The 16658-nt window shown below is 57.7% G+C and carries 14 protein-coding genes; 9 read left to right on the top strand and 5 right to left on the bottom strand.

Annotation, left to right across the window (positions count from 1 at the left end; genetic code table 11):
- Window positions 1-128: 128 nt before the first annotated feature.
- The 8 genes from G9X64_RS16185 to G9X64_RS16150 all read left to right on the top strand — a co-directional run bounded on the left by G9X64_RS16185 (window position 129) and on the right by G9X64_RS16150 (window position 9745).
- Window positions 129-1784, top strand: a complete 1656-nt coding sequence (locus G9X64_RS16185) for a putative bifunctional diguanylate cyclase/phosphodiesterase (RefSeq protein WP_168312630.1) — start codon at window positions 129-131, stop codon at window positions 1782-1784.
- Between the two features lie 75 nt (window positions 1785-1859).
- Complete coding sequence (locus G9X64_RS16180; RefSeq protein WP_168312631.1) at window positions 1860-2369, top strand: hypothetical protein; 510 nt, start codon at window positions 1860-1862, stop codon at window positions 2367-2369.
- Entirely contained in the window at window positions 2366-3538 is a 1173-nt protein-coding gene (locus tag G9X64_RS16175) for a class I SAM-dependent methyltransferase (RefSeq protein WP_171376936.1), read from the top strand. The genes G9X64_RS16180 and G9X64_RS16175 overlap by 4 nt, the downstream gene beginning before the upstream one ends.
- Window positions 3535-5898, top strand: coding sequence for a SpoIIE family protein phosphatase (locus G9X64_RS16170; protein ID WP_171376935.1), 2364 nt, complete (start codon window positions 3535-3537; stop codon window positions 5896-5898). The genes G9X64_RS16175 and G9X64_RS16170 overlap by 4 nt, the downstream gene beginning before the upstream one ends.
- A gap of 3 nt (window positions 5899-5901) precedes the next feature.
- Window positions 5902-6462: a slr1658 superfamily regulator gene (locus tag G9X64_RS16165; RefSeq protein ID WP_171376934.1), complete on the top strand. Its 561-nt coding sequence runs from the start codon at window positions 5902-5904 to the stop codon at window positions 6460-6462.
- A gap of 7 nt (window positions 6463-6469) precedes the next feature.
- Window positions 6470-6808, top strand: coding sequence for a slr1659 superfamily regulator (locus G9X64_RS16160; protein ID WP_017961073.1), 339 nt, complete (start codon window positions 6470-6472; stop codon window positions 6806-6808).
- A 607-nt stretch (window positions 6809-7415) separates the two neighbouring features.
- Entirely contained in the window at window positions 7416-8354 is a 939-nt protein-coding gene (locus tag G9X64_RS16155) for a sialate O-acetylesterase (RefSeq protein WP_168312635.1), read from the top strand.
- Window positions 8355-9109: 755 nt separating this feature from the next.
- Window positions 9110-9745: a hypothetical protein gene (locus G9X64_RS16150; RefSeq protein ID WP_171376933.1), complete on the top strand. Its 636-nt coding sequence runs from the start codon at window positions 9110-9112 to the stop codon at window positions 9743-9745.
- Between the two features lie 49 nt (window positions 9746-9794).
- On the opposite strand, the gene G9X64_RS16145 is transcribed toward G9X64_RS16150, so the two are convergent.
- On the bottom strand, window positions 9795-10367 hold the full coding sequence (locus tag G9X64_RS16145) for a hypothetical protein (protein WP_168313671.1): 573 nt from the start codon (window positions 10365-10367) through the stop codon (window positions 9795-9797).
- A gap of 138 nt (window positions 10368-10505) precedes the next feature.
- On the opposite strand from G9X64_RS16145, the gene G9X64_RS16140 reads away from it, so the two are divergent.
- Window positions 10506-11108, top strand: a complete 603-nt coding sequence (locus G9X64_RS16140) for a hypothetical protein (RefSeq protein ID WP_168312638.1) — start codon at window positions 10506-10508, stop codon at window positions 11106-11108.
- 264 nt (window positions 11109-11372) lie between these two features.
- On the opposite strand, the gene G9X64_RS16135 is transcribed toward G9X64_RS16140, so the two are convergent.
- From G9X64_RS16135 to G9X64_RS16120, 4 genes are read right to left on the bottom strand one after another with little or no spacing between them, the layout of a single operon-like run.
- Window positions 11373-13505, bottom strand: coding sequence for a beta-galactosidase (locus G9X64_RS16135; protein WP_168312639.1), 2133 nt, complete (start codon window positions 13503-13505; stop codon window positions 11373-11375).
- 17 nt (window positions 13506-13522) lie between these two features.
- Window positions 13523-14668 carry an ABC transporter ATP-binding protein gene (locus tag G9X64_RS16130; RefSeq protein WP_171376932.1) on the bottom strand — a complete coding sequence of 382 codons (1146 nt, stop codon included), beginning with the start codon at window positions 14666-14668 and terminating at the stop codon, window positions 13523-13525.
- A gap of 58 nt (window positions 14669-14726) precedes the next feature.
- The gene (locus tag G9X64_RS16125; RefSeq protein WP_168312641.1) at window positions 14727-15578 is read right to left on the bottom strand and encodes a carbohydrate ABC transporter permease; all 852 of its coding nucleotides are present in this window, start codon (window positions 15576-15578) and stop codon (window positions 14727-14729) included.
- Window positions 15578-16462, bottom strand: coding sequence for a carbohydrate ABC transporter permease (locus tag G9X64_RS16120; RefSeq protein ID WP_171376931.1), 885 nt, complete (start codon window positions 16460-16462; stop codon window positions 15578-15580). Before G9X64_RS16120 ends, G9X64_RS16125 begins: the two co-directional genes overlap by 1 nt.
- Window positions 16463-16658: the final 196 nt, after the last annotated feature.

The following is a 16658-nucleotide window of genomic DNA, read 5'->3' as shown; positions in this document are numbered from 1 at the left end:
GCCAGTTGGGCAGAGTTGGGGATTGTTAATCAGAAATACCTAATGTAAATCTTGGCGTGCACAAGTTGTGTGGGAGCTGATTTGCTACGATATCTGGTTATGACAAGCGACTAGGGAGGGCCTCGGACATGCGAAAAATTCGTGCGGCCCGCTCGGCCCTCGGACAAACAGAGGCAAAAGCTTCGAGCCCGATCGACCGGCTTTTGTTCTTTGACCGCGAATTCAATCCCGTCGAGAATTTGCTGGGCAATGAGCTGCCTGCTTCTGTCAAACCGGCAGCGTCGTTTTGGGAGCATTTTCCAGAATTGGACAAATCGGCGATTACGCTCGCCCTCCGTTCATTGGGTGACAGTGCCCAGCCTTTGCGAATATCGGGGAATCTTGGCACACCAGGGTCGCACGGGCTGACGATCTATCGGATCGGAGATCTGTTTGCCGTGGTTCGGTCCGAGGAATCTATTGACGATGAGCGCGCAACCCTTTTGCATCTGGCCACCCACGATCCACTCACTGGACTGCCGAACCGACGCCAGTTCAGTGAGGACCTCGCTGTGTCCTTACTGGAGACGGAAGGCTCGAATGAAGCTCTATCTCTCATGCAACTCGACCTTGATGATTTCAAGCCTGTGAACGACACGCTTGGGCATCCGGCTGGCGACAAGCTTCTTCAGCTCGCTGCAAGCCGCATTCAAGCGTGCCTCTCCAGCGATGACAGAGCCTATCGACTGGCCGGCGATGAATTCACGGTCATTTCCATGGGCCCGGGGCACCCCGCCAAAGGGCATCAACTAGCAGAAGTTTTGGTTGATGCATTCAAAAAGCCCTTCACGATAGATGGCATCGCACTGTTCGTCGGTGCCAGCATCGGCATATCTGCTTCTCCCCCGGACGGTACAAGCCCGGAGCAGCTTATGAAGGCGTCGGACGTCGCACTCTATGCCGCGAAGAAGGAAGGACGCGGCCGCGCGAAGCCGTTTGATCCCTCGATGCTTGAATTGCTGGAACAACGCGAACTGCTGCGCCGCAGCCTTCGCATGGCGTTGGTCCAACAGCAATTCTCCGTCGAGTACCAACCCATCGCCGAGGGCGGCTGCATTGTCGGCTTCGAAGCATTGCTGAGGTGGTACCATCCCTTACTTGGAAAAATTCCGCCTGCGGCATTTATTCCGATGGCCGAGGCCGATGGAATGATGCCAGAAATAGGCGCATGGGTCTTGGAGCAGGCATGTCGCGAGGCGATGAAGTGGCCGCCGAACTATATCGTCGCCGTCAATTTGTCCCCAGCTGAATTCCTGACAAGCGGCCTCACGGATCGGGTATCCCAAACGCTAGACCTGATCGGGTTGCCGCCAGACCGTCTGGAGCTTGAGATAACCGAAAGCGTGCTGCTTGAGCGCACCGTCAACAATATCGACACCCTGAATACTCTCAACGTGCTAGGGATAAGAATCTCGCTTGATGATTTCGGGACCGAATACTCTTCGCTCAGCTATCTGAAGACATTCCCTTTCGACACGATCAAAATCGACAAATACTTTATCACCGACCTCGAAAGCGATCTGAAAAGCCAGGCAATCGTCCGCTGCATCGTTAATCTCGCACATGACCTCGATATGCAGGTGACAGCCGAAGGAGTCGAGACGCCAGGTCAGGCGGAATGGTTGCGCAGCGTGGGCTGCGACAGGCTTCAAGGCTATCTGGTCAGCAGGCCGCTTCCGGTCAAGGCAATTGGCGAGTTCATCGCCCGGGCGGAAACATCCCTAAGCCACGCCCTGCCGCAGTGAACAACCGATTTCGCCGTGTTTTTCGTGATTGGCATGCATCGACCTGACGCCGCAGGCAAACGAATGGAGGGTCTATTGGAAGAGGAAGCACCTAGCTTCGATGACCATGCATTTGCGCCGATGGTATCGCTGGAAATGAACGTTGCGATGTTCAAATCTCGATGGCAGTTTTGCGACAGGATCACGGAATATCTCTCGGACATTCTCGGCCAGGGTCACAGCGATCCCGCTCGATATTCGAATTTTCTTTCCGTCGCAGCCAACGAGCTCATTGAACTCGCTTTCCGTTCAACGGGTGAACTGGGAAGGATACGTTTCAGTCTCTATCGGAGCGCGGCATTCAATCGGCTGAGAATTGCGTTTCCCGGCGAGGAAGCATCTGGCCGCAAACACACGAGTGCGAGATCAGGCGAATACCTGCCTGTCCCCGATACCGAGTGCGGATACTTGGTCATGAAATCCGATGGGACGGTTTTGCTCAGCGATTTGGCAACAATATTCCGCGCCGCTATCCGAATTGAGAAAGACGGCGGACAAGGGATTCAAATCATTGCGGATTTCCCCTCGGCCGAGGACTTCCGATGAACCTGCTGCTGCAACCCTTCACGGTTTATTTTGATCCGACAAATCAGGAGCTGGTGCTGTCTGGCAAGATGCGGCCCGAAAGTGCCGCCGAGATTGGCGATGCTCTCGAGCTGGTGCAGCAAAGTTTGGGAAAATACGGCGGAGTCGTTTACGTCAACGTCAAACGTCTGACGCACATCAACATGACCGCCTTCGCCGCCCTGTCCGATGTTCTCGCGGCAAACTGCCGGACCAGGCCGGAGCGGAAGATCGTCATCATTACGTCGAGCGTGGTGGCATGGTCGACCTCGTTATTCCAAACGCTTGCAGCATCACAACCAAACTTATCGGTCGAGGTCTACGATTCGGCATTCTATCCGGGCCAGAGCTTTGTCGAGGATGAGACTTTCATTCCGATTCTCCGTACCCAGACGAAAATGACATGGAGGCACGAACGCGAATTGCTGCCTCGCCACGGCCTGCGCAGCGGTCTTGTCATCGCCGATATCTGTTGCGGAATAGGTGATTTCGCGGCCTTGGTTCAGAGGGAATTTAAACCGGCACGCCTTGTCGCACTGGATCATTCGGTGCGCAGCCTCGAATATGCCCGCAGGGTCGCCGCCGACTTCGATCTGCAGGGAATCGAGTACACCTATGGCGACGCCTCGCAAATGTTGCTGCGAGACAATCAATTTGACTTTGTGACCTGCCGACATTCGCTGCAGATCTTCAACCGTCCCGAGATGCTGCTGCGGGAACTCTACCGCATCTGCAAGCCTGGCGGCCGTGTCTACATCACCAACGAAAAAAACTCGCATTGTCTGGGCGAGCCACATGCTGAATCCATAAAATGGACTTACGAAGAAGTCGCCAAACTGTTCAAGCACTTCGACATGGATGTCGAGATGGGGCCGAAAAGCCGCCACCTTCTCGCCGACGCGGGGTTCGATAACATCAAGGTCGATTCCTTTATGGTCACGAATCTTGACGGGGATCCCCAAGACTTCGCAGACGTGATCGAAGCTTGGGAAAATGTCTACGCGGGCGAGATGGCCGTCAGACGGGGCGACTCATCAGATTTCATTCGTAGGTTCCGGCAAGGATTCAAAGATCATGTCTTTGCTGCTCTTCATCCCAAGGGTTATGCAGGCTGGCCTATCTGGGCAGCTTCGGGCCGAAAGCCGCTGTGATGGACGAGAGATCATCGAAGAGGCCGGCAAGATTAGGCTCATTTCGGGCAAAGTTCATCTTGGTCGTCGGTGGAGCTGTCCTTTTTGATCTGCTGGTCAGCGGCGGACTAGCACTTTGGAATGTTCAGAGGCTGTCGCGCGACGCCACCCTCGAAGTCGGACAGGGTCTGGAAGCAGCAAGCCAGGAATACATCCGCACATATGCCGATTCCACCGCAGCCCAGGTGAGTTTGCTCCTGCGGCAGGTTCATAGCGACGTCAGCACCTTGGCAGGTGTGCTCCAGGCGCAAATCGACGATCCCGAGCGTAATTCCGATGTCGGCGCGGCGATCGCGCGCACATCGCCTGGCAGCGTCAGCCTTGTTTACGACGAGAAGGGAAAATGGTCTCAGAACCTGCCCGGCTCCGCTTCGGTTGTGAGCGTCTGGGGTTACTTGCTCGGACCTGACCATCGGCCGAAACCCGACATCCAGCGCGATCTAGAGACGAGCGCGGTTCTCGACATCGTTGCGCCGAGCCTGCTGCAGCACGGCGCTTCCAAGCTGCAGATGTACTACATCGGACCGAAAGAACGGCCAATCTTCAGGACGGCGCCCTACACCGACCAGGCTCAGACCTTCGATCGCCTTTATTCGGGGCACAACGAAGCCGATTTCTGGGACTTCTTTTTCCCCGGGCTTTACGAGTCCTGGCAGAGCTGGGCCAAGGACGCGAAAACGCGACCGGTCGCCGACGATATCACGCAGACCGCTCCATATACCGATGCCATTACCGGAAAGCTGATCGTCAGTTTCTTTCATCCATTGTGGACAGCCGACCGGCAGGATGTCGCCGGGACGGCTGGCGCGGACATCACACTCGACCAGCTCGCGCAGATTGTTGAGAATGTGAAAGTGGCCCAGTCCGGCTTTGGATTTCTCGCAATGTCCGACGGAAACGTTGTGGCGATCAACAGCACAGGAGAAAAAACCCTCGGTCTGCGTTCTGCGAGCGATGCGAGCGGAGCCGGCGCCTTGACCGGCCTGGAGCGCTCCCTGAAGGGAAGTTCCCAGCCTGCCATCGCCAAACTGGCTCTTGACCGAGAACAGGGCATTCAGCACCTGCTGTTGCAGCAGGACGGCAACGAGGTCCCCTATATCGCTATCGTCAAGAAACTGCCGGCGACCAATCTCTGGGTCAGTGGCCCGGTTCGGCAAGAGGCGATGTTGCTGGGGGTGGTTGTGCCTGAACGAGAAATCCAGGCCTCGCTCTATGCGGCCCAGGCCAAAATTTCGGAAGCTACCAACCGGATAGTGATCTACCAAATCCTGGCGATCCTAATGTCACTGCTTGTTGTGGCTATAGCAGTAATTGCGGCTTCGAAACGAATAACGAGCGGAATCAGCGCACTTGCCAATGCCGCCAAACGGATTCAGGCGAAGGATTATTCGGTCAGGGTGGCCATATCAAGCAAGGATGAGGTCGGTGAGGCTGGTGAAGCATTCAATCGGATGGCCGAACAGATAAGCTATCACACGGAAAATCTCGAACAGCTTGTCGAAGAGCGAACAGCTCAAATCGAAGATGCAAAGGAAGAGATTTCGACACTGAACGCACAGCTCCAGCGAGAAAATCGACGTCTCGGAACAGAGCTCGCCGTCGCCGAGAGAATCCAGCTCATGGTTCTTCCGCTGCACCAGGAGCTTGAGGAATTTCAGGCGCTCGAGATCGCCGCCTATATGAGACCGGCGGAAGAAGTCGGCGGCGATTATTATGACGTATTGAAGAGCGGAAATCGGTTGAAGATTGGCATCGGCGACGTCACCGGACACGGGCTCGAAAGCGGCGTGCTGATGTTGATGGTTCAGTCCGTCGCCCGCGCCCTGCAGGAAGCAGGAAACACCGACGCCGTCAAATTTCTCACAGACCTGAACAGCGCCCTGTTTAAAAACATAGTGCGAACTAAAATCGACAAGCATCTCACTCTGGCGTTTCTTGATTACGACGGCAAAGAGATGATCCTGTCGGGACAACACGAGGAAGTTGTCATCGTGCGGGCGAACGGCGAGGTCGAGCGCATAGACACTATGGATCTGGGTATACCGATCGGGCTGGAAGCCGATATTTCTGCCTTCATTAAGACCCGCGAAATAAGCTTCGAGACGGGCGACCTCATACTCCTGCATACCGATGGCGTAACAGAAGCCGAAAACGACGCTGGAGAACTCTTTGGCATCGAACGTCTGTGCCGCGAAGCACTGCGCTTGAAGGACCAGAGCGCTGAGAAAGTCGTTGCCGGAATTGTAGCGACATTGATGCTCTTCATCGGACCGCAGAAGATTTACGACGACATTACGCTTCTCGCAGTGCGACATAGGTGAGACATGACGCCAACGGTATATGGTATCGAATCTCTGGCGGGCATAAGCCTGGATTCAAGCACTCGCCTCACGTTAAACGACGGACCGCTTCAGCTTGGATGGAAGCACTCAGGAATGACTTCGGACTTTATAGCGGAGGTCATGGCTCTGCCCTATTCTCGTTCAAGAAAAGACTATGTGCAGGCGCATCATGACATCGGATATCTCAGCAATGAGTTGATCGAAAATGCCGTTAAGTTTCGACAGCCTGGGGAGATCCTTATTGAAGCCGGCATATTCGACTGTACTTTTTTAATCAGGGTGAAGAACACGATCGATGGCGTGACATCCTCTCGCTTTCAGCAGCTGCTGCATCGCCTTCAATCGAAGGACCCTGGGGAACTTCTTCTTGAGCAAATCGAAACCAATGCCATATCGGCAGAAAGCAGTTCGGGCTTGGGGTTGCTCACCCTTCTGAGCGACTACGACGCAAAAATGGCATGGGCATTCGAAGGGAATAATGACGAGCGTATCATACTGACGACGACTGCAGCTGTGGCGATGCCACCCTCCTCCAATCTGTGAGCGAAGAATGGAAATCAGCGACGAAAACTTCCGCGTATGGGCTGAGAAAAACGAGGTCTATTTCGATGGCGTATTCCGGCTGGCGGGACCGGACGCCTATGCGCCTATCTACTCATTGATATCGGGCCTGCTCCACGAGGGGCACAAACAGGTGACGTTCAACCTGACGGGTCTCGAGTTCCTCAATTCCTCCGGCATAAATCTCCTGGCCAAGCTGACGATCGAAGCCAGAAAGATGGGCGACCTCCTGCTCGTCGTCAAAGGCACCAGCCAATATCCTTGGCAAGCGAAATCGCTGCCGAATCTCAAGAAGTTACACCCGCTTGTCGATTTGCGCCTGGCGTGATTTCAGGCGAAGCGGATTTCGGCCGGACGCGACCTCGGCGCCGCACAGCACTACCTTTCCTCCCTTCCTGTGCCTGTCACAGGAATCCAGTGCGACCAATCCTTGGGCGAAAGACTTTTCCCGCTTGCGGGTATTGAGTCATTCACGGCGCAGACGCGCCGTGGCTGGATTCCTGTGGCAGGCACAGGAATGAGGGAGAGTGAGGTGGGCGTCTTTGCCTAATTTTCCGATTGTATGTGTGACCCTTTTCGCTTTTGTGGGTAACCGGCGCTCCGCTCTCACCTTATCCTCGCCGCCCCAATCTGTGATCGCCTTTCCATGGACGAGCAACGGGAATTTTCTCCATGGAACTGCATGTTGCATAGCAGGTACGATCTAACCCATCCGGATGATTGTAATCACTGGTCCGGTCTATAGTTTAGAGCAGGTTTCCGGCGACTCCACGCGAAATAGTCGTCGATTGGGGCTCGATCTTCGCGACGAATTCTTTCTTCAAAGATCATGCCCGAAGCAAGTAGATGTGGCTGGTGTAAAGGAACCTTCATGGCTGGAGCAGCCTTGATCGGTTAGGCTCCATGTCATCGGCTGATGTTTGAAAGGTAGCGACATGCACAAAACAATGGCAGTCGGCCTGGCAGCCTTGATCGCCATCTACCTTCTCGGCGGCATGAGCGCGAGACATGAGATCTTTCCTTGGCCGCAACTTTCCGCGCTGAGGAAAATGGTTGGCGGAGAGAAGGTGGCGGCTCCAAGCCGTTACACTTTCGACGACAAGGAACGACTGATCGGGGATGAATCAAAAACGCTTGTGACCTGCCCGACTCAGACTGACCGAACTGCTGTCTTACTCATTCTTGGCCAATCGAACGCAGCCAACTACGGTGGACAACGGCACAGGTCAAATTATGGCGCTCGCGTTGCAAACGCCTTTGACAAACGGTGCTTCATCGCGGCGTCGCCACTTCTTGGATCGACCAACACCAGGGGAGAGTATTGGACGCTTCTTGGGAACAATTTGATCGCATCGGGTCAAAATGACAGCGTCATCCTCGCACCTCTCGCATATTCCGGATCTGAGGTCGCACGATGGGCGGCAGGTGGTGACTTCAATCCCGTACTGGTCGATACAGTTAAACAGCTTCAGGATTCCGGTTACCGGATAACGAGCGTCCTCTGGGTGCAAGGAGAGGCGGACCTCGTTATGGGCACCACTGCGGAGGCCTACCAGGAACGTTTCATGTCGATGGTTGACACATTGCGTCAGCACGGCGTTGAAGCACCCGTTTACATTTCGATCGCATCGAAATGCCTCGAACCGAGCAACGGCGGCTTCAAGGAGCATATTCCAGACAATGCGATAGTACGGGCGCAACTGGCCCTGTCAAAAAGCGGCCACGGTATCCGAGAAGGTGTAAATTCTGATGCGTTACTCGATGGAGACGACCGCTACGACGATTGCCATTTTGGGGGCACAGGCGGGGAGAAAGCGTCGCAGGCCTGGCTGAACATTCTGCGCTCCGGTGGCCGCCTGGAAACCGCGCGATAGTCTTGCCTGAACCGGTTTTCGCGCCTTCGCGAGCGTCGGCCTCGGGCTCTGTGCGGTATTCGACACCTTGTCACTTGTCAGCGACTTCAACGAAAAGGGCAAGGTTTCAGCCGGCGCTCTTCTTGTGGCGAGTTCTCATAATGAGGAGAGGCGCGCCTCTTCGATCCTCCCGTTTCGAGCCGACGAGATTGGCTGCGACGATTACCGCCAGCACCGGCGGTCAGGAGCGGCTGGATGCGGACGAGAGCGGGCCCCACATGGCCAGCGTTCCTCTAGTGCCTTTCCGGGTTAGATTGAAGCATTCTGCCGGAGCAGGTTTTCGTCAGGGCAAAGGCGATTGGCGAAGGGCATACCTCTTGATACGTCCGAGCCGATCGCCTTTGATCCTGGCGGAAAGATGCCCGGCCCACCGGCCGCACCGCTTCGCCATGCGAAGCGACAAGTGCGTCCGGCGATTCTTAAGTCTTGCAGATTTGCCAGGCAAATCTGCGGGAGGGTTGGCTGAAACGGGCCGGCTGATCGACCGGCCGGCTTGGCCGTAGAGCCGGGCCACGACGCGCGCCGGCCGGTCGACCATCCGACTCCGTTTGAGCCAACAGAATGCTGCAATCTAACCCGGAAAGGCTCTAGGACTATAGGCGGGGGCCGGCGCCGGACCTCAGTCCGATGTGCAACGGGCGATCGCAATCTATCTTTCATATCTGCTCAAGCCGTGCATCTGCCCGGCGCTTGATGATCTGGTTCGGAGGAAAACGATGCGGACAGCAACCTTAGCGTCCTTGGCCTTGCTCTCGCTCGCGCTTGCAGCAAGCCCCCTAACGATTGCCGGGATCGACATGGCCGCACTGGCAAAGAGCGGTGGAAACGGTGGGGGTAATGGCGGCGGCAATGGCGGCGGCGGTGGAAACAGCGGCAACCATGGCAGCAGCAGCCAAGGTAGCGGTTCAACCCATGGCAGCTCCAAATCGCAAGGCGTGAAAGGCAAGTCCAGCGAGGCGGCAAGCAAGTCCAAGTCCGTCAAGGCGGACGGGACCAAAGTCAGCGCGAAAGAAAAGAACCTGTCGGCGCAACTCGCCGGCCTGAACTCCTTGAAGCGAAACTACAAGGCGTTGATGCATACGTCGGACCCGCGCATGACGGCTATCGCGGCCTACGCCGTGGCCTATGCCCAGTATGAACTCGACAATGGAATCGAGCCCGCGGCCGATGACCCTCTGTTGGGGGACGAGGCGCTGGAGGACGCATTGGCTTCCGCGACGAAAACCGGTGAAGTCAGTCCGGCGGTTCTGAGCCAGGCCAAGACCATTCTCGGGATTGGCGACGCAAACGGGAAGATCGATCAAATCCGCACCTCGTTGGAGAACGCCGCGCCGGCGACACCAGACGAATAGCCGCGAATTCAGGTGCGAGCGGTGTGGAGCTGACAAGCATAGCTCCACACTAAATTAAGAGAGCATTTCCGTTTTGTTTGAGTACGGAAATGCTCTTTTTTTGCAATTTCCCGACAGTCCCAATTGCCCCGGCGGCTCTAGAGCCTTTCCGGGTTAGATTGCAGCATTCTGTTGGCTCAAACGGAGTCGGATGGTCGACCGGCCGGCGCGCGTCAGCCCGGCTGCCGATGACTCTCACGATGGTGCGTTTATCCTTCGCTCCAGATATCTCTGCTAAGCCGGATCTTGGCTGTACGATCGCATAGTCCGCTTCGGCAGATCCACTCCGCCGCAAGGCGACGATAGCATTTTTGGGGCCATTCCAGCGATCAGGGACATTCGAATGCTCCCAGATGGCAGAGAGTTCCCCATGTCCGGCACTGCCTTTCAAAATCTCGCTTACCTCGAACGTCACCCGCGCCTTCGAATGCATCTTCAGGACTTCATAGTTGATGAAAGTCCCGCGGATGATGACATCAGCCTCGAACAGACCAGAGAAAACTGGCCGGGGCACCGCGCAAGCATGCGCACTCGCCAGAGCAGTGAAAATGAACAGCAAGGTTGCCGCAAGCAGCAGTTTCATTCCACAATCCTATCTCCAAAACACATTTGTGCAGAAGCCTCATGAAACACTACGCCGTGGCGATGCCGGGACGGCTTGACCAAGATGGAGCAATTTCATCCAAGCATGGTAGCGGATTTGGATGAGGGGGTACCTCGAATGTCAATCTTGCTAAGAAGTTTGTCGCTACTGGTCGGAATAACTTTAGCGGTGCCAGCCTTTGGCAATTGCTTAACCGCCAATGAGACCAAACAGGGCGTGCTGCTGACCAGAGAAGTGCCTTTCCTTTCCGTATTCTACAAGCCGGACGGTCCGCGTCTCACCGAACAAAAGCTGGTGGAGCGTAACCGTTCACTACAGCCGGTGTCGGCTGTATATTTGCACCCCTTGCTCGTCGAAAAGAGAGTTGGTCCCAACGGGAAGCATGAGCTGAAATACGCGAATGAGATTGCGTTGGACGATCTACCACAGAAGAAGAACTGGCAATCCGACACTACGCTTTTCATCAATGGCAAAAAATCCGTTTCGGGCACGACTTTTATTAGGTTCGACGGCTTGGGAGAGGAAACTATTTCATCTTGTTCCTACAAAGTTTGGGCCATCAACAGCCGCCTGGAACTGACGGAATTGCCTCCGATCATTTTCGAACAATACTATTCCCCCGAGCTTCGTCTCGTTCTTCGTTCGGTAAGGCTAGGCCCCTCCAACCAGCCATTGAGCGAGGTTCGATTTGATCGGCTCCAAATTGGCTGGGGCAACTGATTGATCGTCATATCCCGTTACCAACACGAAAGCTGGATCGCATCAATTTCCTGAAGTCGAGGCCGCAGAAGTCGACAAGGGAACGACGCAACGATCGCGGGTTTGACCGTCTCCGGCGGGTCGCCTTCGGCCTTTGCCTGTTCGAAACGGTGACGAAGCTGCGTTTCGCTCGCCGCGCGCGCCTCTATCAATGCCTGCCGCACGGGTTCAGACTCAATGAATGTAGACAAGAGCCGGTCATCCGGCAGATTGCGCAGCGCAACCTCACCCCTCCAACTCAACAATCGCACACCCATACCCCTCAAGCTCCAGCCTCCCCCTCACCGGCTTCTCCCCATCCAGCAAATCCCGTCCCGCCGGCACGCCACCAACCGTCACCGCCTGATCCGTATAATTCTGCACAAACAGCAGCCGCCGCTCCTCGTTCATTCGCATCGTCACCTCCACACCCTCCGGCAGCCCGCCGACCAGCGGTTCGATGCCGGCAGGTGCAAACAGCCGTTCGGTCAGCGCCTCGGTCAGATCAGGCGTGAGATAGGTGCCGAGATAGACCACCTGCCCCTTGCCGAGTTTGCGGGATGTCGCCATCGGCTGGCCTTCGGCGTAGCGGTTGGACCAGGCGGCGATCACCTCGACGTCGGGGTCGATGGTGAGGTTTTCGTAGAAATGGCCGGCCGTCATTTCGCGGTTGCCGATCTTGAAGCGGCGCTGGCGGCGGTGGGATTCGGCCGGTTTGTTCGGCGGAATGACAAGGCCGCCGGAGCGCTCCATCACGTCGAAGAGGCCGTTGGCGCCGGGGGCGGCGAGGCGGCCGAAATCTTCGACGCGCACGCCCGTCAGCTTCGAAAGCGCCGTACCAGGTGCCGTCTCTCGGATGACGTGGTTGTCCTCGTTGCGGGTGCCGGTGCGTGCGCCGATGACGACGGTGCCGCCTGCTTCAGCGAAGGCTTCGAGCCTCGCCGTCCATTCGTCCTTCCACATCACCCAATGGGGGACATAGAAGAGCTTCAGCTTGGAAAGATCGTCCTCGGGATGGATGAAGCCGCAGGCGATGCCGCGGTCGTAGCAATATTGATGCAGCAAGATCGCATCGTCCTGCGGGCTCGGCAGGCCGATCGGGTAGGTCTTGTGGGCTTCCTGATTGTCGAAATCGGAGCCGGCGATACCGACATCCATGCGCACATAAGTGCCGAGGATCTTGTCCTTGAGCGCCGTCATCTCGGTCGCGAAGCGCTTCGCCTCCTCATAGCGATGGCGGCCGATATCGTCATGGTCGATAATGCCCATCCAATAGATCTCCGCGCCGAAATGGGCGGGCCGCCAGCGGAAGAACATCAGCCCGTCGGCCCCATGGGCGACGGAAGAGAGCGCCATGCGGCGCAGTTCGCCCGGCTCCGGCGTCAGCGTGCAGAAACCCGGCTGGCTGCCGAAGCCCGATTGCTGCTCGGGAACGATGTAGTTGCCGGAAAAACCGCGGCAGATATCGAGATGCAATGCCTGGACCTTGGCGTGGTTTCCAAGCCGCTGGAACTCGTCATAGAGCATCGGATAGATATCGTAGCCGACGAAATCGAGATCGGTGGTGAACTGGCCGCGAAAGTCGATATCCCTCAAGCCGCCGAGATTGTGGAAGACGAACCAGGAAGGCTTCACATCCCGCAGGATCTCGACCTGATCGTGCTGGAAGCGCGCCGTCGAAAAGGCCAGGAAACGGTGATAATCCTGCAGATGGCCGGGGCTCGGGAAGGTCGGGCCGAATTCTATCGGCAGCACCACCTGGTCGAAGCTGTCATAGGCCGTCGCCCAGAAATCGCCGCCCCACGCCGTGTTGAGCTTGCTGATCTCGCCATATCTGCCGGCAAGGAAGGCCCGGAATTCGGTGAGCGTTGCCGTCGAAAAGCTCTCTGGCATGCTGGTATTCAGCTCGTTGTCGGTCTGCCAGCCGACGACAAAAGGATTGTCGCGATAATGCTCGGCCATCGCTTTGGTGATACGCCGGCTGTGTTCGCGAAAGACCGGGCTTGCCGTGTCGCAATGCTGGCGCGAGCCATGGCTCATCGGCCGGCCCTTGCCGTCGACCCTTAAAATCTCCGGATGCGCCACGGTCAGCCAGCGCGGCGGCGTCGCCGTCGGCGTGCACATGATCGTGTCGATGCCGTAGCGCCCGAGCATGGCGATGGCGCGGTCGAACAGGTCGAAATCGAAGGTGCCGAGTTTCGGCTCGAGAATATGCCAGGCGAATTCGGCCATTCTGACCACGTTGAAGCCGGCCTTCGCCATGCGCTCGGCGTCGCGCTCCCAGTAGCTTTCATCGACGTGCTCGGGATAGTGCGGGGCGCCGACGAGGAAGCGGTCGGTCTTGACGGGGTTCCATACGGAGAGGGTCTTGTCGGACACGGTGGGGTTTCCTGTGATTATCTGTCGAGGATGGTCTTGCGGGCGCTGATCGTGCGTCCGCCATCGGATGAAAAGAGATAGAGTTCCCGGGCGTCGAGCTTCAGCGCCACGTTCTGGTCGGCGGCAAAAGGCGCGACGTAGCCAAGCTGCACCGTGATGTTGCCGGTGCCGCTTTCCGAGGCGATGGTCTTGAGATTGCCGGCGTCGACATAGAGGATGGTTTCGCGGCCGAGATGCTCGACGAGCCTGATCTGGCCGTGGATCGCCCCGCCCTCGCCGCCATCGGCGACCATCGATATGTTCTCCGGCCTTACACCGAGCGTCAGGCTGGCGCCCTTCTGCAGCACCGTCGCCTCCGCCAGTTCCACCGTCACCGGCAAGAGGCCCGGCGCCGAAACCGTGACATTGCGGCCGGACACGTCGTCGACGGTAACGCCGAGGAAGTTCATCCGCGGGGCACCGAGAAAGCCCGCGACGAAGAGGTTGTTTGGGTTGCGGTAGAGCTCGAGCGGCGAGCCGACCTGCTCGATCACCCCCTGGTTCAAGACGACGATGCGGCTTGCCATGGTCATGGCCTCCACCTGGTCGTGAGTGACATAGACCATGGTGGCGCCTAATTCGGCATGCAGGCTGCTGAGCTCGACGCGCATCTGGGTTCGAAGTGCAGCATCGAGGTTCGACAGCGGCTCGTCGAAGAGGAAGACGTCGGGCGAACGGGTGATCGCCCGGCCGATCGCCACGCGCTGCCGCTGCCCGCCGGAGAGCTGCTTCGGCCGCTTATCCAACTGGTCGGTGATCCTGAGGATCTTGGCTGCGCGCGCCACCGCCGCCTCGATCTCGGCCTTCGGGCGCTTGGCCATGCGCAAACCGAAGCCCATGTTTTCCGCCACCGTCATATGCGGATAAAGCGCGTAGGACTGGAAGACCATGGCGATGCCACGATCCCCAGGCTCCTGTTTGCTGACGTCGCGGCCGTTGATCAGGATCTGGCCGGAGGAGATCTCCTCCAGGCCGGCGATCGTCTTCAAAAGCGTGGACTTGCCGCATCCGGAGGGGCCGACCATGACGATGAACTCGCCTTGCGCTACGGAAAGATCGATGCCGCGCAGCGCATGATAGGCGCCGTAATTCTTGTTGATCTGGCGGAGTTCGAGACTGGTCATGCGTCCTGGCTCTCTGCTGTTGAAATCGGAACTTCCAAGGGCCTGTTGTCGAGATCGCTCATCCCTTCACCGCCCCCATCGTCAGGCCGGCGATGAAGTGCCGCTGCATCAGGAAGAACATGACGACGGGCGGCACGGCGACGACGATGGTGCCGGCGGAAATCAGGTTCCAGGCCGAGACCCACTCGCCGCGAAGATTGGCAAGGCCGGCGGTCACAGGCTTGACGCTGTCGCTGACGGTCAGCACCACGGCCCAGAAGTAATCGTTCCAGATGAAGGTGAAGATCAGGATGGCGAGTGCGGCAAGCGCCGGCCGCACCAGCGGGATCGCCACATGCCATAGCGTCTGGAAGGGAGACGCCCCTTCCGCCCGGGCCGCCTGGAACAGTTCATCGGGCAATGCCGCGATAAAATTGCGCATGAACAGCGTCGCAAAGCCGGTCTGGAAGGCCACATGGAAGATGATCAGCGCTGCGGTCGTATCGATCAGATCGAGCCGGACCATCAGGTCGCGCACCGGGATCATCATGATCTGGTGCGGCAGGAAATTGCCGCCGACGAACAGCGCGAAAATCAGCATGTTGCCGGGAAAGCGGTAGCGCGACAGCACATAGCCGGCGAGCGTGGAAAGCACCAGGACGCCGATCACCGAGGGAACGGTGATCGTCAGGCTGTTGAGGAAGTAGCGGGCCATCGGTGTCTGCGTGAAGACCGCCGTATAATTGTCGATGACGCCGATGCCGGTCGGCCATCCCCACAGATTGCCGCCCATCACATCCTCGGACGAGCGGAACGAGGTGAGGATGATCGCAAACAGCGGGCAGAGCCAGAGCAGCAGGACAATGACGACAGCGAGAACATAGAGGCGGCGCTGCCAGATGGCGGCATCGGGAATGGGACGAGGATACATCAGCCTCCCCTTTCTTCGGTATGGATGATGCGGCTGAGGTACCAGACGATGAAGACGGCCATGATCACGAACAGCACGGAGGCGATCGCCGCGCCGTAACCGAAGCGGTAGGAGAAGATCGACTGTTCGAACATCTGGTAGGCGAGAACCGAGGACGAACCGAACGGGCTGCCATTCGTCATCACCGACACCATGTCGAAGGACCTGAGCGCTCCGACGACGGTGACGGCAATGGCGATGAAGGTGACCTGGGTCAGTTGCGGCAGCACGATGTGCCACAACATGTTCCAACCCCTTGCCCCGTCGACGCGCCCTGCCCCGATCAGCTCTTCGCTCAAATTGTTGAGGCCGGCGAGATAGAGCACCATGCAGAAGGTGACCTGCGGCCAGAGGGCTGCGATGACGATCGCGAAGGTGACGAAATGCTCGTCGGAGAGAACCGCCGGCGCCGTCGCGCCGAACGCCCTGAAGATCAGTGCGAGCAAGCCGAACTCCGGCGTATAGACCCAGGTGAAGACGACGCCGACCGTCACAGAGGCGAGCACCAGCGGAATGAAGAACAGCGACTTCAGGAAGCGCATGCCGCGGATTTTCTGGTTGACCAGCAGCGCGATGGCGAGCCCGAGAGGGGGTGCCGCCATGAACATCACCAGCCAGATCAGGTTGTTCTTCAGCGACACGTAGAATTGCGGATCGTTATAGAGCTCGACGTAATTGCCGAAGCCGATCCAGACCATCGGGCCGAAGCCATCCCAGTCGTGCAGGCTGATCCAGAGGCTCCTGACGGCCGACAGCAGGATGACCGTGAAGAACAGCACGATCGCGGGCGCGATGAGCAAAGTCGGGGTCAGCCACCAACGCTGGCGGCGCCATAATGTCTGCATTACAGGAGCCTCATTTTATTCGTCTGGGTTTTGCCGCCCCTCAAGCCGCTGTCAAAGCCCGCCACCCCCTCCTTCGTCATGCTCGGGTTTGTCCCGAGCATCTACCTCCCCATCGATAGGGCAGCAGATCCTCGGCACAAGGCCGAGGATGACGTCGAGTGAGGGAGCGGCTTACCAACAGACAGAGCGACCGACA

It is taken from the genome of Rhizobium sophorae (genome assembly GCF_013087515.1).
In the GTDB taxonomy this organism is placed as follows: domain Bacteria; phylum Pseudomonadota; class Alphaproteobacteria; order Rhizobiales; family Rhizobiaceae; genus Rhizobium; species Rhizobium sophorae.
Note: the sequence above shows the minus strand (reverse complement) of the source record. Positions and strands in the feature narration are given on the sequence as shown.